The sequence below is a fragment of the Achromobacter sp. KK8 genome (assembly GCF_054188005.1).
In genome coordinates this window covers 2,480,380-2,498,086 of sequence record NZ_CM135178.1, presented here as the reverse complement: position 1 = coordinate 2,498,086, position 17,707 = coordinate 2,480,380, and the positions used below count along the sequence as shown (strand labels likewise).

Below are 17,707 nucleotides of genomic sequence, written 5' to 3'. Positions count from 1 at the left end.
TCATGTTAAGCCCAGGTCCGTCCCCCGTGTCAGCCGGCTACGCGCAACAGTTTGTACCGTCGCGGCCGGCCCCGCCGAACCGGGCCAGCCACGGCAACGCATCTTCCAGTCGCGCCGACTGCGCGGCGGGCGCCGGCGCGCCCGCCGGCAATGCCAGGCCGACACGATTGTGCCAGTAGGTGGCCAGCCCCACCTTGCTGGTGCCGAACAGGTCATATCCGGAACCCGCCACGAACGCCGCCTGCGATGCCGGCGTTTCCAGGCGCGCCAGGGCCAGCTGGTAGGGCCGCGGGTCCGGCTTGTAGTAGCCCGCCTCTTCCGAAGTCACCACCACGTCCCAATCCACGCCCAGCAGGTCCGCCGCGCGGTGTCCCAGGCGCCTCGAACAATTGGTCACCACGCCCAGCCGGCAGTGCGGCCGCAAGGCAGCCAGCAACTCCCGCGCTCCATCCCACGCCGCAAGCTGATCCCAACCCGCCTCCAACGCCGCCGGCGCGCTGGCCGGCAATCCGACCGCCAAGGCCGCCGCCTCGACCAGTTGCTCATACGGCTGGTAGGCGCCGCAGCCATAGGTCAGGCGCAGATATTCCGCGCGCCAGGCCCGGCCCCGCGCCTCGGACCCCGCGGCGGCATTCCACACCGTCCAGGAATCCAGCAACGCGGTCAACAGATCGAACAGCACGACACGGGGATAGGCGGCGGGCGCGGCAACGGCGGACATGGCAATACTCCTTGGAATTCGATGGCACCACTATAGAGACATGGCCGCTGGCCGTGATTTAGCCTGGATACAAGTACCTTTAAGTTGAACCTTAATGCTGGCAGGCCTGCGCGAAGTTGGCACGGCAGGCGTGCGCGGCGCGATCCAGGGCAGTGCGGGCGATCGCCACGATCACGAAAACGTGCCGTCCGGCGGCGCGCGAACGCGCGGAGCGGCCGGGCTTGCAATTGAATCGGGTCACGATAAAATTGCCTTCGAAACAATTGCAATTGCAATTACCTTGCCCGGCGTGGCGTGATTGGCCGCGGCCGGCCCTTCCCGCCCTTCTCCGGATCACGCAGCATGCGTCTCTTGAACATCGAATCCTCCCCGCGCGGCCCCCGCTCCGCGTCGATCTCCATCGCCAACGCCTTCATCGATGCCTACGGCAAGGCCTGCCCCGCGCTGCAGGTCGATACGCTGAATGTCTGGGAGGAAGACCTGCCGGAATTCGACGGCAAGGCGATAGGCGCCAAGTACAAAGGCGTGTCGAAAGAACCGCTGGACCCTGCCGAAGCGTCGATCTGGACACGCATCGGCGCGCTCGCGCGGCGCTTCCAGCAAGCGGACCGGATCGTCCTGGGGGTGCCGATGTGGAATTTCGACTACCCCTACAAGCTCAAGCAGCTGATCGACCTGGTCAGCCAGCGCGGAATGTTGTTCGGCTTCGACGGCAAAGCCTACGAACCGCTGCTCGGCATCCCGCGCGCCTTGGTCATCCACGTGCGCGGACAGGGCCACGATCCATCCACGTACGCGGCCAGCCCCGGCTTCGCGCACCAGGCCGACTATCTCGACTTCTGGCTCCGCTTCATCGGCGTCAAGGAGATCCGGCGCCTGATGGTGGAACACACCTGGGATGGCAGGGCGACGGAGACCATTGCGCGCGGCCGGGCTGACGCCGCGGCGATGGCGGCGGATTTCTAGCCCCGCAGGCTACCCGCGGAATCCGTGCCCGCCGGGTCCGACAGGCACGAGAAGACGCCTTACCGGGCGAGGATCCGCCCGGTAAGGCCGTGGCTGGAGCCTGGCCCTCTAGTTGAATGCCTTGTTGAAAAACAGATAGGCCGCATTGGGCGCCAGCGAATTGCGCGTGAACACGGAAAATTGAGCTTTGAACTTGACGCTGCACTTGCAGTCGGGAATGTTGTACGACACCACCGGTCCCACCGCCGCGCCGGCGAACCGGTTCCCCGACCTGCGCTCTCCATTGACTTTGTCGTCGGTCAACTGCCGTGCGTAGTAGCCCGCCACGCCCAACTGCCACCGGCCGACCACTTCGCTGACCGCGACATCGACGTCCGCGACCAGGCCGTTCTTGTAGCCGTTCGCGGAGTTCTTGCCAGCGATGTCCAGAAAGTAGCTCATGCTGAACTCCGTGCCATCGCCCAGGAAGTTGGGGCCGGTCAGATAGGTGAACGCGCCGTTCGGGATGTAGTAGTAGGTATGGCGTCCTGGTGAATACAGATCGGCGGAATCGTATTTGCCGGTGGGCAGCACCATCGAGTATCCCAACTTCATCGTCAGCCCTCGCGGCCTGCCCCCCTCGATAGTCCCCAGGTGCTTGCTCCACATGAGGACGTCGGTATAGATGTCGTTCATGCCCTGGAAATTCTGGCGCTTGCCATTGACGGTAATGCTGCCCCAGGAATACCCGGAGGCGACGGAACTGGCCAAGGTGCCGCCGAACAGTTTTTGGGGATAGACGTAGAGCAGGCCGAACTCGGCGATCCCGCCTGGCAGGCGCACCGAGGTGGTCGGACTCATTCCGGCGTTGTCATAGAACCTGTCTCCATATGCGCCCACGGCGATGAGCGAGCCGTAGAACCCGGCCTCAGGCGGCAGGTAGGCGCTTTGTATGTCGGTACCGCCGACCGGACCGCCAAATGTCACGCCCTGCGCGGCCATCACGCCGCGCGACAGCGCCAGGGCCAGCATGCCTGGAATGATGAGTCGCCTCATGGTTTGTCTCCCTTGTTCGTGTTTTCTGTTTTTGAAATCCGCCCGGCATGGCCGGGTCCTGCCAGCGTCCTGCATGGACCCTGATCACTGCGCCTGCAAAGGCCCGTCCCGCATCAGCGCGGGCCCGCGCCTGCCGCCGTCGTTTTTGACGCCAGGTCCCTGGCCAGCCCGAAACGAGAGGAACCGAACTCACCTGCCAGGCGTCTCATGAAGTCTTCGAATCCGAACCATGCCCGGTTGCCTGATGTGAACGGATGCACCACCAGCACCCAGGGCTCCTGCGGCCGGGAGGTCTCGTGGGCCACCGCCAATTGATAGAACTTGTCGTAGGCGGCGGCGTCATCGAGCGCGCCGAAGATCCCGCCAAAGCGCGGATGGATCATGGCGCCATCGATCAGCGCGGGCTCGGTGGGCAGAACGTCGAGCCGGCTCACGACCGTCGACGCGCGGCTGGATGCGCCGCCGTCGGTCGCAGGAAGTGCCTGCGACACATATCGGATGCCATGCGCTTGCAGCACATCGTCGGTCCAACCATTGATGGCCAGCCCCGGCGGCCGAAACCCCACCGGCGCCTCGCCGGTCAGAGTACGGATGCTCGTCACCGCGCGTTCAATCAGGCGGTTTTCCTCCTCACGCGAAGCAATGTCCAGCCACGATTCATGCCGCCAGCCATGAAACGCGATTTCGTGGCCCGCGCCATGCCAGCGCTTCATCTCTTCCGGATACCGCTCGGCCGCATACCCTTCCGCGAAATAGGTACAACGGATTTTCAGATCCGCCAGCAGCTTGAGAATGCGCGGATGGCCCAGTTCAAGCCCAAGCCTGTTGTAGGCATCCCACTCCGCCGACGGCACGTCCGCGGGGCACCCCCATGGCAGCTGTTCACCCGCCGCGCTGCCGAAATTGTCAAAGGTGATACACAGCATGATCTGTCGCTCAATTTGAAATGGATGTTGATGGCCGTCCCGCTGGAGGGCACCGATCTTGCGGCGAAACGGGTCAGGCGCGAACCGAGCCCGCAGCCACCACCCGGTTCTCGATTTCTCCGATGTTTTCGATCTGCATGCGCACGACGTCTCCAGGCGCGAGGAAAATGGGAGGCTGGCGCGCGGCTCCGATACCGGCCGGCGTACCCGTGGCCAGCACGTCGCCGGGCTCCAGCGTCATGGCGTGGCTCAGTTCTTCAATCTGCTCGAAGATGTTGAAACGCATGTCCGCCGTGCTGCCGTCTTGCCGCAAGTCGCCATTGACCCAAGTGCGGATCCGCAGCGCATGCGGGTCCGGAATCTCATCGACCGTCGTCATCCAGGGCCCCAACGGCCCCAGCGAATCGAATGACTTGGCCAGCGTCATGGTCGGGCTGCGGCCATGCCGTTCACGGACGCTGGCATCGTTGCAGACCGTATAGCCGGCGATGTAGTCGACGGCATGCCGCGCCGGAACATTGCGGCAGCGGCGACCGATGATCACCGCCAGTTCCACCTCGTAGTCGAGCGTCGACATGCCGGCCGGGATGACGAGGTCATCGAACGGCCCGGAAATACAGGAGACCTGCTTGTTGAACCAGACCTGGTGCTCGCCGACCTGTATCTTCAAACGGGCGATTTCGCGCAGATGGGATTCGTAGTTGCCGCCAATCGCCAGAAACGTCGACGGACGCCGGATCGGCGGCAACAACCGGACCGAGGACAAGGGCAAGCGCGTCTTCGATTCCCGCGCCAGCAGCGCCAGCACTTGCCAGGAAGTGGCCAGGCCGGGCAGCCAGTCGAAGAGATCCGGCGACAGCGACGGCAAACCGGCGGTCACGTCGACAATCGTGTCTGCTTCGACCACGCCGATGCGGTCCTTGCCGCCTTCGCGGAACATGGCTAGCTTCATCTTCTTTCCTGAAGGGTGGATGAGGGTGCTTCCGAACGGAGATTCCAGGCAGCGCCAGGCCGTTTCACAGATCCAGCGTGAGCACGGCCGATCTCGCGCGCGATACGCAAGGCAGGATGACGTCGTTGGCCGCGCGCTCCGCATCGGAGAGCACGTCGTCGCGATGGTCCGGGATGCCGTCGAGCACCCGCGTCAGGCACATGCCGCAGACGCCCTGTTCACAGGACAGCGGCACCTCGACACCTGCCCGGTTCAGCGCGGTAGCTATCGAGCAACCCACGGGCACTTCGATGCGCCTTCCGCTGCGCGCCGTGCACACCTCGAAGCCAGTATCCACGGCTGCGCCTGTCGAATCCGACGGGCTTGCGCCGAAACGCTCATAGTGCAGGCGATGGGACAGGGCGTAGCGCTCACGCAGCGTCAAGGCCTCGGCAAGCATGGCGTTGGGGCCGCACAGATAGACGTGCTGGTCTGCGCCCAGGCCGCTGAAAAGCGCGTCGAGGTCCAGCTTCTGGTGCGCGGGATCATCGTCGAAGTGATAGCGGACCCGATCACGGTAGGCGCTGGCATCGATACGATCCACGAACGCGGCGGCGGCATAGCTGCGCGCGCAGTAGTGCATCTCGAAGTCCAGCCCCTGCGATGCCAGATGCTGCGCCATCGAGATGATGGGCGTGATGCCGATACCTCCCGCAACCAGCACGATGCGCCGGTGCTGGGGCGACAGGGAAAAGAAATTGCCAGGCCCTCTCACCTGCAGCGTGTCGCCCACGTCGCAGGTGTCGCACAGATAATGCGCGCCACCGTGCAACGACGAATGGTGGATGCCCAGCAAGTAGTGGTCGCGCTCGCCGGGGGCATTGCACAAGGAGTACGCCCGGGTGCCGCCCGGCACCCGCACCTCGACATGATCGCCAGGCGCGATTTCGGAGAGCGACGCGCCATGTTCGTCCACGAGTTTGAGCGCGAATATCCGTTCGGCCAGGCGATAGCGGTCCGCCAGGCGCATGGGCCGCCATTCGCTCATCGCGCGGCGTCGGGTCTGGTCGTCCATGCTATGCCCACGCGTCGTCGCCGGAGCGAAAAAAGAAGATCGCCTGCGTCGGGCACTCGCTCGCCGCCCGCGCGATCTGCTCGGCATGGACATCGAGCTGCGCATCGGGCACCAATTGTGCGCGATTCGTCTCATAGTCGAGCCTGAACACTTGAGGACAAAGGCCTGCGCAGTTGCCAAACCCGCAACACATGCCGCCCTGTATCTGTACGATGACCTGGTTCATGATCGCTCAACCTTCCGAGCCGCGCAGATCGACCGTCATGCGCAACAACATCGGGAAGGTCAGGTCCGGCACGCGATCGAGTCGGGTCTCCGTCAGGCGCATCCGGGGAAAGCGCTGGAAGATCGTTCGCAGCAGGACATCGCCCTCAAGGCGGGAAAGCTGCGACCCCAGACAGAAGTGCCCTCCCCCCGCGAAAGCCAGATGACGGTTGTCGGAACGGTCGATCACGAATCGGTCGGCATGGGGAAAGCGGGCCTCGTCGCGGCTCGCCGCATGAAGTCCCAGCAAAAGGCGCTGGCCCTTTTTGACTTCGCTGCCACCGACCACAAACGCTTCCGATGCGTAGCGGTGCACGAAATGCACGGGAGCGTCGTAGCGCAACGATTCTTCCCAAGCCGTGCGGGCGAGATCCGGCTGCGCGACCAGGCGGGCCCTCTCGTCGTCATGGTTCAGGAAGGCCAGCACCGCATTGCTCATCGCCACCTTGGTCGTGTGATAACTGGCGACAAGAAAACCGATCAGGGTCGTGACCAGTTCGGATCGGGTCAGGCCGTTGTCCGCGTCTTCGGCCGCCATCAACGCACCGACGAAATCATCTTCCGGCAGTTTTCCCTTGAGCGCATCCAGCACATCATCCATGTACTCGTAGTAGAAGGCCGCGGACGCATCCGCTTCGGCCAGGCGCTCCGGCGTGATGTCAGCCACGCTCAGCACCGCGTTCAGGCCATGCTGCCGCGCGAACAGTTCGGCGGCATCCGAAACCGGCACATGCAGCAGCCGGCACGCGATCTCTGCCGGCACTGGATCCGCGAACGCCGAGACGAAATCGATCTCGCCGGCGCCGGCGAGCCTGTCCAGATGGTCCACGATGACCTTCTCCACCCAGCCGCGCATGTTGGCCACGGTCTTTGGATTGAACGCGGGCGTGACGATGCGTCGGATACGCGTATGGTCCGGCGCGTCGATATTCGGCAGCGATTCACGGTAAAAGCGCGACGCGGCGCCCTTGCCGATCCGTTCGGGGAATTCGCCAGGCGCCTGCTGCACCGTGGCCAAGGGGTTGCGCAGCACCGCGTCGACGTCGCGGTACCGCGTCAGGACTTTGCAACTTTCCCCGTTGATCTCGATATCGAAAAGCGGAAAATCCTTCTGCAGCCTGCGATAGGTGGGATAGCGGTCGGCGAGAAAGTCGGCCGATTTCAGATCGGGGGTGTCGAGAGATTGCATCGTTCTTTTGAAAATAGGTCGGCAATCCGTCGTGCTTGCCGCGCCCCGCCCTGGTGTCTCCGGTATGCGAGGCGCTTGCACGTCGGTCTGGCGCTAGTATGGTTTTCTCCAGCATTGCGAGGGACTCGTTTCCTTTCGCAAGAGAGCCGTTCGGGTATGGCAGGGTCTGAACCACGCTAGGGGATCCACGGATTGCGCGCGGCGGCCCGCGGTGCTTCCCTTATCCCCTGGAGTCGGGAATGACAACCGGCGCCGGAGGAATTGCCGGGCAGGATCGATGGAATACGGAAAATGGACCCGATAACCGCTGCGCTTGATACGTGCCGCTTCGCCGAGATCGAAGCAGGCCAGGCACAATCGAGCAATCCATGGGCCGTGCATATGCCGGGCGGCGTATGGCCAGTCTCGATGTATGTCTTCACCGGCGCGGCCTGCAGTCTGTTCATGACGCGGTCCGGACAACGCAAAACCCTGCGCGACAAAAGCGTGTGCCTGATCCTGCGTGCGCAGGAACACCTCGTCCAGGATTCGCTGCTCACCCGGCCCAATCAGCCCGTCGATCTGCGCAACCCCGCCAAGGCCGACCGCTTCCAGACGATCGCGTTCGGGGAATCCCCCGAAACGGGCGTGACATCGACGTTTTTCGTGGGAATGGCGCCGGCAAGGGGTGCGAACACGTCGCTGTTCGACGCGCTGCCGGACGTGTTGCTGCTGGATTTCGACGAACTGCCGGCGTGGTTGAGCCAGGCAACGGATGCCATTCGCGACGAGCTGACCTGGCAGCGCCCGGGATTTCGAGCGGTGGCGTTGCGCCAGGCCGAGTTGGCCGTGCTCAACCTGATCCGCCATTACATCGCCTCGCATACGCCCACGCTGCCCGCGTGGATATCGCTGCCGGATCACTCCCGAGTGGCGGCGGCCTTGCGCGAGTTCCATCGCGATATCTCCCGGCCCTGGACGCTGGAAATGCTCGCCGACGTGGCGGGAACATCGCGCTCGCGTTTGATCGCCGCGGCGCAGCGCGAACTGCGTGAAGGTCTCTTCAGCTACGTCACGCGCATCAGAATGCAGGAAGCATCAAGGCTGTTGGCCGATACCTCGGCATCGGTCGGCCAGATCGCCTGGCAGGTGGGATATCGATCCGAAGCCGCGTTCTCGATCGCGTTCAAGCGATACAGCGGCGTGCAGCCGCGTCAGTTTCGCGGTGGCGGGGCGGGCGCCGGCACCGGCACCGGCACCGGCACTCCCGGCGCCGACACGCCGTCCAAGCACTGACTCCACAAAACAAAAAGCCCACCGCAAAGGGTGGACGCTTGCTTGAATCCTGGTGCGCTGTGACTGTGACTGTGACTGTGACTGTGACTGTGACTGTAACTGTGACTGGCTCGTGGCCTTACCAGGGCATGTTCGCCTCTGGATGATCGGACCTGTGCAGAACCGCCGCCGGGCATCGCTACCGCACCGCGCTCCCCGAGCTGAGGGGACCAGCCCAGGTGGCTCAGCCGGGCAATGAAAAACGCCCTGGTTGCCAGGCAACCAGGGCGTAGATTTCATTAGGAATTCTGGTGGGCTGTGAGTGGCTCGAACACTCGACCTACGGATTAAGAGTCCGCTGCTCTACCAACTGAGCTAACAGCCCTGCATGCTCATCCACATCTGCTTGGGACCCGGCGCTTTCGCGTCGTTGCCGCTGCGTTTCGTTGTGTTTGAACTGCGAAGAAGCGAGATTATAGGGAGCTTTTTTTAAATGTGCAAGTCGGTTGTCGATCCGCCGCAAAAAGTTGCCAGCCGGGGACAACCGAAGCGCCGCGATCAGGCCGCGTAGCCGCCATCCACCGCCAGGCTGGCTCCCGTCACGTAGCGCCCGTCCGGCCCGGCCAGGAAGGCGACCATGCCCGCGATGTCGCGCGTCTCACCGTAATGTGGCAGTGACAGCACCGCCACCAGGTCGCCGGCGCGTTCGCCGTCGGCCGGGTTCATGTCGGTGTCGATGGGCCCCGGGTGCACCACGTTGGCGGTGATGCCGCGCGCGCCAAGGTCGCGCGCCAGTCCACGCGTCATTCCCAGCAACGCCGACTTGCTGGCCGAGTACAGCGTCACGCCCGCGCGGCCCGAGCGTTCCGCCAGGCAACTGCCGATATTGATGATGCGCCCGCCATCCGGCATCGACGCCTGCGCCGCCTGGATGGCTACGAATGGCGCGCGCACGTTGATGTTCATGGTGCGCTCGTAGTCTTCCAGCGTGACCTCGCCCAGCGGGCCGGCGAGGAAGATGCCCGCGTTGTTCACCAGCACGTCCACCGGCCCCAGTTCGTCGATGGCCTGCTCCACCGCCTGGCGCACCTGCGCCGGATCGGCCGAATCCGCCTGGATGGCCCGCGTGCGGCGGCCGCCGGCTTCCAGTTCGCGTGCCAGCGCGGCAGCGCTGTCGCGCGACGACGCGCTGACATAGGTGAAGGCGACGTCGGCGCCATCCGCCGCCAGGCGCCGCACGATCGCCGCGCCGATGCCGCGGCTGCCGCCGGTTACGAAAGCCACTTTTCCGTTCAGATTCTGCATGGTTCAACCTTAATTTGTAGTGATCAGTACAAATATGATCCGACGCCCACGAACGGACGTCAATGATTTTTTTATCGATCAACACAAAATATCTGTCCCGAGTAAAATCATGCGCATATGGCAGAACGTGGGCGCCCCCGGAACTTCGACCGAGCCCAGGCCTTGCGCAAGGCCATGGAAGTCTTCTGGTCGAAGGGATACGAAGGAGCATCGCTAACCGATCTGACGGCCGCGATGGGCATCAACTCGCCCAGCCTCTACGGCGCATTCGGCTCAAAAGAAGGACTATTTCGCGAGGCCGTGCAGCTTTATCGCGACACCGATGGCGCCGCTTCGCGCCGCGCGCTGGCGGCGGGCGCCACCGCCCGCGAAGGGGTCTGCGGCATGCTGCTGGCGGCGGCCGAGCGCTTCACCGCCCCTGGCGCCCCGCCCGGTTGCCTGATCGTGCTGGGCGCGCCGTCCGGCGCGGAAAGCCACGACGGCGTGGGCGTCTTCCTGGGCGACAACCGCCGCGAAATGCAAAGCCGCATCCTCGCCCGCCTGACCGCTGCCGCCAGCGCCGGCGAGCTGCCCGCGGGGGCCGACCTGAAAGGCCTCGCGGCGTTCTACACCACGATCCTTCACGGAATGTCGATCCAGGCGCGCGACGGCGCCAGCCGCAAGACCCTGCAAGCCGTGGCGCGCCAGGCAATGTGCGCCTGGGATGCGCTCACGGGCAGCGCGCCCCAATCCGACCCGCCCTCCGGCCGGGCCCACGCCTGACGCCCCCTTCCATGCTCCGCATCGACCTACGGCGCCTCATCCTCTGGATCAGCCTGCTGTCGATCTTCCTGGTACTGGCGGCGGGCCTGCATGCCAGCTACCTGGTGCAGCGCGACCTGCTGCTGCATAACGCGCTCGAGAGCAACCGGGTCTACGCGGCCAAGCTGGCGGCCACCACCGAATATTTCCTGGGCGACCTGCGCCGGCACCTGGCCTATAGCGCCGATGTGCTGGCGGACATGGAGACCCATCCCGGACTCATGGCGTCGGAAACCCGCCGCCAGGAAGAGCAGCTGGGCCATTTCAACTCCAGCTTCGTGGTATCGGCGCAAGGCGAGGTGCTGGCGGTGTCGACCTCGTATCCGCAGCTGCGGGGCCAGCACATGACCAGCGACGCCGCCAGGACGGCGCTGACCACGCGGCGGCCATTCATCAGCGAACCGTTTCGCGCCAGCAACGGGCGCTGGCTGATCCTGTACACCCATCCCATCTTCTCGCGCGACTACCGCTATCTCGGCTATATCGCCGGCACGCTTTACCTGCACGAGGACAACGTGCTGGACCGCCTGCTGGGCCAGCATTTCAACCGCGACGATTCCCTGCTGTACGTGCTGTCGCGCGATGGCACCCTGATCTACCATCCGGACCGCAGCCGCCTCGGCCAGGCGTCCGCCGACAAGGCCGCGCTGGCCGCCGCGTTGCGCGGCGAGACCGGCGAAATCCGTTTCACCGACGCCTCCCGCAACGCGATCCTGGCAGGCTATGCGCCCGTGCCCAGCACCGGCTGGACCATCATCGCGCAACGGCCGGTCGCCAGCACCTTGCTGCCGCTGAACGATCTGCTGATGGCGACGGCGCGCAACACCCTGCCGTTGCTGGTGATGTCGATCGTGCTGATCTGGTTGCTGTCGCGCTGGATCGCCCGCCCGCTCGGCGAGCTGGCCGGCATTGCCAAGCGCATGCAGGACCCCGATTCCGCCGAGCGCATCCGCAAGGTGCGCTCCTGGTATTTCGAGGCCTCGCAGCTCAAGCGCGCGCTGTTGATGGGACTGACGTCGATCCAGCACAAGATCCGCGACCTGCGCCGCGCGTCCACCACCGACACCCTGACCAGCCTGCTGAACCGGCGTGGCCTGAATGAGGCCATGGCGTTGCTGCAGGCGGCCGAGACGCCGCTGGCCATCGTGGCGCTGGACATCGATCACTTCAAGAACATCAACGACCGCTACGGCCACGCCGCCGGCGACCGCGCCCTGCAGATCCTGGCGGCGTTGCTGACCGAAGGTTCACGCGGCGGCGACACCGTCGCCCGCAGCGGCGGCGAGGAATTCGTGATGCTGATGCCCGGCGCGTCGCTGGCGGCCGCGGTGGGCGCCGCCGAGCGCCTGCGCCTGAAACTCGAACGGCTGGGGACCGACACGGGCCTGCCCGCGCCCATCACCCTGTCGGCCGGCGTGGCCTGCTACCCCGCCCATGGCGCGACGCTGGACGAAGTCATGCAACGCGCCGACCGCGCCCTCTACTACGCCAAGAACCACGGCCGCAACGCGGTCTGCGTGGCGGACAACCATGCCGCGGACGGCGCGCGCATGGCGCTGCCGCGCTGACCGCGCCTACTTGCCCTTGGGCGCGGGCGCCTTGGGCGGTGTCCGCATCTGCTTGAGCAGCGTGCCGCAAGAATTGTCGTCGGTCGTGCTGGGCGCGATCAGGGCCAGCAGGCCGGCGGCGGGCGTCAGGATCACGCCCAACGCCACCATGCCCGCGCCACGCGCCGCCAGCGGTCCCACGTGCACGCCCACGTCCGGCGATCCGAAGGTGCCGCGCACGTACAGCGGCGAACGCAGCGAGAAGATGCGAAAACCCTTGCTGTCCGGCGTGATGTCCAGATCCAGTTTCTCGTTCTTGAAATCGGTGGTGCCTGTGATGTTGATCAGCGCGTTCTCGGTGTCGAACACGAATACGCGCGGTGTCATCACGCCGTTCTTCATCGACAGATCCGCGGCGCCGCAGTTGATCTTCACCTCGTCGTCACCGAACAGTTTGGAGACCACATAATTGCCGACATTGAGTCCGGCGATCTCCATCAGGCTGCGACTGATCACGCCATCGTTGACCAGCATCTTCACATCACCGCTGGCCGATCCCAGCAGCGCGGCCACCGAATTGCCGGTGCCGGACAACGCCAGGTCGCCATTGAGTTCGCCCAGCGTCTTCTGCATGGCCTGCGCGGAGGGAAACAACTGCTTCAGGCGCAGCCGCCGCGCATGCATGTCGACGCGTCCCGTAAGCGTCTGCTGGGAACCGTCCAGCCGCACCGTCGCGGCCATGCTGCCGCCCGCCATGCCGAAGCGCAGCGGGTCCAGCGTCAGCTGGCCGTCCTGCAGCACCAGATGGACCGACAGATCGGACAGGGGCAACTTGGCGTCATGGACGATGCGGCCGGCCTCCAGCGCCACGTCGGCGTCCATGTCGCGCCAGCGATCGGTACGAAACGCCTGGGTCGGCAGGACCTTGCCGCCGGCCCGCTTGGCCGGCGCATCCTTGGGCTTGTCCTGGGCCGGCGCCTGCTTGCCCGAGGGCACGCCGATCAGCGGCCCCAGGTCTTCCATGCGCAACTGCCTGGACGTCAGCTTGCCGGTCAGCTTGGGACGCGGCGCGCTCAACGCGAACGACACGTCGCCGTGCAGGTCGCTGCCGCCGACCCGGCCGTTGAAGTCGCGGTAATCGAAGACGGCGCCGCCGGCGTTGCGCAGCTTGGCCACCAGATGGCCGTCGGTCGAATACGGCGGCGTGTCCGGCAGGGTCACGCCAGTCAGCGGGTACAGTTGCGCCATCGACCCCCCGGAGAGTTTCAGCCGCAGGTCCAGCGCGCCCAGGTTCACCGGGTCGGTCAGCGTGCCGGCGACCGCTGCCTTGGTGCCGCCGATTGTCACATCGGCCTGCACCGGGAAGGGCTGCCTGGGGTCCTGCAAGGCGAGCATGCCGCCCACCTTGCCTTCGCCCTTGGTCGCCAGGCCCTTGTATTTGCCCTCGGCCTTCCAGCCGAAAACGTAGTCGCGCGGCGCCGTGGCGGCCGCATCCTCCGGCAAGAAGGAAGCGCCCGCGACATCGGCGAAAGGCACCGGTTTGCCCAAGGGGTCGACCACCACGGTCAGGTCGGCCTGCAGGATCGCGTCCGACAGGCCGACCCGCCCCTTGTCGAAGCCGATTTCATTGATATCCAACACCCAGGGCGACGGCTCGCCCGACTCGGGCAGCGTGAAAACCCAATTGGCGCGGCCATCCGCCAGCCGCTCCAGGTCGGCGGCGGGCTCGGTCAGCTGGATCCGGCGTATCACCACCCGCTGGCTCAGCAACGGCAGCGGCGACAGGCTGAACTCGCCGCGTTTCAGGGTGGCGAACTGCGGCGCCTTGCCCCATTCGGTGTTGGCGACGCTGATGTCATTGGCCACGACGCGCGGCCATGGCACCCAGGCACGCCAGCCGCCTTCGTCCGATTCCCGCGACCATTCCACGCTGAGATCGCCATTGATGGCGAAGGGACGGCCGATGGCCGCGCTGACCCGCTCGTTGATCATCGGCCGGGCACGGTTCCAGTCGAAGGTCGCGACCACCACCACCAGCACCGCCACCAGGAGGACAATGCCCCCCACGATTCCGCCCGCTATTTTTGTTTTGCGTGTCATCGTTATGATCCTTGCCGTTGCCGCCGGAACGCCGATACCGGCCCCATTTACCCTCAAGGGTAGCGCGCCCGGCCGGGCGGGTTAAGCTTGCCGGCCCCATAATGTGTACGGATTTTTCCATGTCATAGAGAGCCCGGTCGGCAAAAGTTACAAAGCGGCCGGGCGAAAGCGGAGGTTTCGCTGGCATGGCAGGAATAATCCATACCGAATTTTTGACGCCGGCCCTGTTCAAATGCGCGGGGCGATCGACCCGCCGCGCGTTCGGCGCGGAACCGCGGCACTACCTGGAGGCCCGATGCGGCATTCAAGCTTGATTTTCGTGGTGGCGGCCTTTGCGCTGCTCACCCTCAGCCGCCTGGCCCTGGCCGCATGGCAATGGCAGCGCGTACGCAACGCGGGCGGCCTGCTGCCGCTGCTGCTGGGCGGCCTGCGCATCGACGCCCACCAGATCGGCGTCATGGCGGCGCTGCCGGCGGTGTTGTCGCCATGGTTCGGGCATTTGCCATTTGCCGCCACGGCCGCCGGCATCTGGTATCTGGTGGCTTTCATCCTGATGGCGTTCCTCGAGGTGGCCACGCCGCCTTTCATCCTGGAATACGACACCCGTCCCAACCGGCTGTTCGTCGAATACCTGAAGCACCCGCGCGAAGTCTCCGGCATGCTGTGGCGTGGCTACAAGGGTGCGCTGCTGGGCGGCTTCGGCGCCCTGGGGTTGATCGGCTGGGGCGCGTATGAGCTGTTCGGCCACGCCGTGCCCGATGCGCCGCTGGCCTGGTGGCAGATGCCGCTGGCCAGCCTGGCGATCCTGGCCGTGGTGATCCTGGCGATCCGCGGCACGCTGGGCCACCGTCCCATCAATCCGTCATCGGTCGCCTACAGTTCGGACGGCATGCTCAACACCCTGGCGCTGAACTCGCTGTACAACGTGTTCTACGCCGTCTACAGTATGAAGAACGAGAAGTCGGCCTCGGCCGTGTATGGCGGCATGGACGACGACGACATGCATCGCCGCGTGCTGGCGCAAGCCGGCCTGCCTTACCCGCCGGCCAATGCCGACCACCCCAGCCTGCATCGCCAGCCCGCCAGCCGTAAAACCGCCCGCCCCCTCAACCTGGTCATCATCCTGGAAGAGAGCCTGGGCGCCCAATACAGCGCCGGCCTGGGCGGCATGGACCTGACGCCCGAACTCGACGCGCTGGCGCGCCAGGCCTGGACCTTCACCCGCGCCTACGCCACCGGCACGCGCTCCGTGCGCGGCCTGGAGGCCGTGGTGACGGGTTTCCTGCCGACTCCGGCGCAGGCGGTGCTGAAGCTACCGCGATCGCAGCGCGGCTTCTTCTCGCTGGCCGACCTGCTGGGCCGCCACGGCTACCACTCGCGCTTCATCTACGGCGGCGAATCGCACTTCGACAACATGAAAGGCTTCTTCCTGGGCAACGGTTTCAAGCAGATCGTCGACCGCGAGGACTTCGTCGATCCCGCCTTCGTCGGCACCTGGGGCGCGTCGGACGAGGACATGTTCAACCAGCTCGACCGCCTGCTGCGCGAAGATGGCGACCAGCCCACCTTCACCCTGGCCTTCAGCGTGTCGAACCATTCGCCGTGGGAATATCCGGCGGGCCGCATCCAGACCGACGGCAATCCGGCCACGGTGGAAAACACCGTGCGCTATGCCGACTGGGCGCTGGGCCGCTTCTTCGAGCACGCCAAGGACGCGCCGTATTGGGAAAACACCGTATTCCTGATTGCCGCCGACCATGACTCGCGCGTGTTCGGCGCCAGCCTGGTGCCGGTGCGCCATTTCCATATACCGGCGGTGATCCTGGGCGCGGGTATCGAAGCGCGGCGCGACGATCGCCTGATCAGCCAGATCGACCTGGCGCCGACGCTGCTGTCGCTGATCGGCGTCGACACCGAGCACCCCATGCTGGGCCACGACCTGACCCGCAGCACCCCGGGCCGCGCCATCATGCAGTACGACAACACCTATGGCTACCTGAAGGAAAACGACCTGCTGGTGATGGCGCCGAACAAGACGCCCGTGCAATACCGCTACACTGCGCCCGAAGACTACGCGCCGGTGGCGCTGGACCCGGAACTGGCCGAGGAAGCGCTGGCACACGCGCTGTGGCCCAGCTGGGCCTACCGCGAGGGCCGCTACTGCATCCCCGCCGCGGCCGCGCCCGCGCAAACCGCGTCCGCGCCGCTGACGGCCACGCGCTGAGCCACGCGGCGGCCGATCACGGGCCGGCGGCCCCGCCCTTGTCCGCGGCAGCCTGGGCCGGCCGCCGGAACGCCTTGCGGGCCCGCTCACTCGGAGCGTGGCAATGGCAGTCGGGATGGTGGTCGTTGACCATGCCCACCGACTGCATGAACGCGTAGACGGTGGTCGGCCCCACGAACTTCCAGCCCAGCTTCTTGAGCGCCTTGGACAAGGCCTCGGATTGCGCCGAGGTCGATGCGCCGCGCGTGGACGCGGCCCCGGCCGGGGCCTCGAAGCGCCACAGGAACGCCCCCAGCGAGCCCTCGCGCTCGATCATTTCGAGCGCGCGTTGCGCGTTGTTGATGACGGCCTCGATCTTGCCGCGATGGCGCACGATGCCGGCATCGGCCAGCAGCGCCTGGATCTGCGCTTCGCCGAAGCGCGCGACCTTGGCCGGATCGAAGCCGGCAAAGCCGCGGCGGAACGCCTCGCGCTTGTTCAGGATGGTGCGCCAGCTCAGGCCCGACTGGAAGCCTTCGAGGCACAATTGCTCGAACAGGGCGCGGTCGTCGCCTTGCGGGAAGCCCCATTCGGTATCGTGGTACGCCATGTATTCGGCGGATGTGTCGACCCAGCCGCAGCGGGCAAGGCCGTCGGAGAAGTCGGAATTGGCGTTCATGGAAGCGTCCTGGCGGCTGTCGGGTTTCCGATGCTACCGCAGCAACGTCCCCGAAAAAAGTCGTAGCGGCCGCAAGCCGAATCCAGCTACTATTTCCCACCCTGATCCCGCGCCGGCCGTGCCCGCGCGCCGTCCCGGATCGGCCTGGCGGGCTTGCGGCATGCAAGCCCGTTTTGCGTCCATGCCGGGGCCCGGACGGGGCTTTCGGATCCACCGCCATGTCCCTGCTCGAGACAGCCGCCCTGACCCTGGTGTCGCCCGCCCTGCTGGCCGGCGACAACAACCCCGCCACCAATCCCTGCCTGGACTGCGGCGCCTGTTGCTCGCATTTCCGGGTGTCGTTCTATATCGGCGAACTGGCCGGTGAAAATGGCGGCCAGGTGCCGCTGGATCTGGTCACCCAGATGAGCCCGCTGCGCGCCTGCATGAAAGGCACCGAAATGGGCGGCGGCCGCTGCATCTCGCTGCGCGGCGAACTGGGCCGGCCGGGCATCCATTGCGCCATCTACGAAAACCGCCCGACACCCTGCCGCGAATTCGACATCTGGCAGCCCGACGGCTCGCCCAACCCCGATTGCCAGCGCCTGAGGCTGGCCCTGGGCCTGCCGGCAGTGCCGCCGCGCCCCGATGCCGAAAACGACCCGCAGGGCCCTTCGCATCCCAATCAGCCCGACCAGCCCGCGGCCGCCTGAGCCCCCGCGCAAGGCGTCC

At 65.8% G+C, this 17,707-nt stretch carries 17 protein-coding genes and 1 tRNA gene; 7 read left to right on the top strand and 11 right to left on the bottom strand.

What is annotated here, in order from left to right; genetic code table 11:
- Positions 1–37 precede the first annotated feature (37 nt).
- On the bottom strand, positions 38–721 hold the full coding sequence (locus ACVN9Z_RS11635) for an HAD family hydrolase (protein ID WP_458213401.1): 684 nt from the start codon (positions 719–721) through the stop codon (positions 38–40).
- A gap of 94 nt (positions 722–815) precedes the next feature.
- Between ACVN9Z_RS11635 and ACVN9Z_RS11630 the strand changes: the two genes are divergently transcribed.
- Together ACVN9Z_RS11630 and ACVN9Z_RS11625 are read left to right on the top strand one after the other, a co-directional pair.
- Entirely contained in the window at positions 816–1,019 is a 204-nt protein-coding gene (locus tag ACVN9Z_RS11630) for a hypothetical protein (RefSeq protein WP_458213400.1), read from the top strand.
- Positions 1,020–1,063: 44 nt separating this feature from the next.
- Positions 1,064–1,687 carry an FMN-dependent NADH-azoreductase gene (locus ACVN9Z_RS11625; protein ID WP_053498617.1) on the top strand — a complete coding sequence of 208 codons (624 nt, stop codon included), beginning with the start codon at positions 1,064–1,066 and terminating at the stop codon, positions 1,685–1,687.
- A 108-nt stretch (positions 1,688–1,795) separates the two neighbouring features.
- Here ACVN9Z_RS11625 and ACVN9Z_RS11620 read toward each other — a convergent pair whose 3' ends face one another.
- From ACVN9Z_RS11620 to ACVN9Z_RS11595, 6 genes are all read right to left on the bottom strand, one after another.
- Complete coding sequence (locus ACVN9Z_RS11620; RefSeq protein WP_026382364.1) at positions 1,796–2,722, bottom strand: SphA family protein; 927 nt, start codon at positions 2,720–2,722, stop codon at positions 1,796–1,798.
- A 113-nt stretch (positions 2,723–2,835) separates the two neighbouring features.
- Complete coding sequence (locus tag ACVN9Z_RS11615; protein WP_458213399.1) at positions 2,836–3,648, bottom strand: polysaccharide deacetylase family protein; 813 nt, start codon at positions 3,646–3,648, stop codon at positions 2,836–2,838.
- Positions 3,649–3,721: 73 nt separating this feature from the next.
- Positions 3,722–4,600, bottom strand: coding sequence for a fumarylacetoacetate hydrolase family protein (locus ACVN9Z_RS11610; RefSeq protein ID WP_053498613.1), 879 nt, complete (start codon positions 4,598–4,600; stop codon positions 3,722–3,724).
- A gap of 64 nt (positions 4,601–4,664) precedes the next feature.
- The gene (locus tag ACVN9Z_RS11605) at positions 4,665–5,654 is read right to left on the bottom strand and encodes a PDR/VanB family oxidoreductase (RefSeq protein ID WP_458213398.1); all 990 of its coding nucleotides are present in this window, start codon (positions 5,652–5,654) and stop codon (positions 4,665–4,667) included.
- Position 5,655: 1 nt separating this feature from the next.
- A complete protein-coding gene (locus ACVN9Z_RS11600; protein ID WP_047992630.1) occupies positions 5,656–5,880 on the bottom strand; it encodes a ferredoxin in 225 nt (74 codons plus the stop codon).
- Between the two features lie 6 nt (positions 5,881–5,886).
- Positions 5,887–7,107: a cytochrome P450 gene (locus ACVN9Z_RS11595; RefSeq protein WP_458213397.1), complete on the bottom strand. Its 1,221-nt coding sequence runs from the start codon at positions 7,105–7,107 to the stop codon at positions 5,887–5,889.
- Positions 7,108–7,398: 291 nt separating this feature from the next.
- Between ACVN9Z_RS11595 and ACVN9Z_RS11590 the strand changes: the two genes are divergently transcribed.
- On the top strand, positions 7,399–8,382 hold the full coding sequence (locus ACVN9Z_RS11590) for an AraC family transcriptional regulator (RefSeq protein ID WP_238874775.1): 984 nt from the start codon (positions 7,399–7,401) through the stop codon (positions 8,380–8,382).
- 288 nt (positions 8,383–8,670) lie between these two features.
- On the opposite strand, the gene ACVN9Z_RS11585 is transcribed toward ACVN9Z_RS11590, so the two are convergent.
- Both ACVN9Z_RS11585 and ACVN9Z_RS11580 read right to left on the bottom strand, forming a co-directional pair.
- A tRNA-Lys gene (locus ACVN9Z_RS11585) sits at positions 8,671–8,746 on the bottom strand.
- Between the two features lie 173 nt (positions 8,747–8,919).
- The gene (locus tag ACVN9Z_RS11580) at positions 8,920–9,666 is read right to left on the bottom strand and encodes an SDR family NAD(P)-dependent oxidoreductase (protein WP_458213396.1); all 747 of its coding nucleotides are present in this window, start codon (positions 9,664–9,666) and stop codon (positions 8,920–8,922) included.
- A 117-nt stretch (positions 9,667–9,783) separates the two neighbouring features.
- Between ACVN9Z_RS11580 and ACVN9Z_RS11575 the strand changes: the two genes are divergently transcribed.
- Both ACVN9Z_RS11575 and ACVN9Z_RS11570 read left to right on the top strand, forming a co-directional pair.
- Positions 9,784–10,428 carry a TetR/AcrR family transcriptional regulator gene (locus ACVN9Z_RS11575; RefSeq protein ID WP_006388830.1) on the top strand — a complete coding sequence of 215 codons (645 nt, stop codon included), beginning with the start codon at positions 9,784–9,786 and terminating at the stop codon, positions 10,426–10,428.
- Positions 10,429–10,439: 11 nt separating this feature from the next.
- On the top strand, positions 10,440–12,035 hold the full coding sequence (locus ACVN9Z_RS11570) for a GGDEF domain-containing protein (RefSeq protein WP_053498603.1): 1,596 nt from the start codon (positions 10,440–10,442) through the stop codon (positions 12,033–12,035).
- Between the two features lie 6 nt (positions 12,036–12,041).
- On the opposite strand, the gene ACVN9Z_RS11565 is transcribed toward ACVN9Z_RS11570, so the two are convergent.
- The gene (locus tag ACVN9Z_RS11565; RefSeq protein WP_458213395.1) at positions 12,042–14,114 is read right to left on the bottom strand and encodes an AsmA family protein; all 2,073 of its coding nucleotides are present in this window, start codon (positions 14,112–14,114) and stop codon (positions 12,042–12,044) included.
- A 295-nt stretch (positions 14,115–14,409) separates the two neighbouring features.
- On the opposite strand from ACVN9Z_RS11565, the gene ACVN9Z_RS11560 reads away from it, so the two are divergent.
- Positions 14,410–16,338, top strand: a complete 1,929-nt coding sequence (locus tag ACVN9Z_RS11560; protein WP_353630952.1) for an LTA synthase family protein — start codon at positions 14,410–14,412, stop codon at positions 16,336–16,338.
- Positions 16,339–16,354: 16 nt separating this feature from the next.
- Here the strand turns inward: ACVN9Z_RS11560 and ACVN9Z_RS11555 are convergent, their stop codons facing one another.
- Positions 16,355–16,996: a DNA-3-methyladenine glycosylase I gene (locus ACVN9Z_RS11555; protein ID WP_054439587.1), complete on the bottom strand. Its 642-nt coding sequence runs from the start codon at positions 16,994–16,996 to the stop codon at positions 16,355–16,357.
- Positions 16,997–17,214: 218 nt separating this feature from the next.
- Between ACVN9Z_RS11555 and ACVN9Z_RS11550 the strand changes: the two genes are divergently transcribed.
- Positions 17,215–17,688: a YkgJ family cysteine cluster protein gene (locus ACVN9Z_RS11550; protein WP_006388825.1), complete on the top strand. Its 474-nt coding sequence runs from the start codon at positions 17,215–17,217 to the stop codon at positions 17,686–17,688.
- Positions 17,689–17,707: the final 19 nt, after the last annotated feature.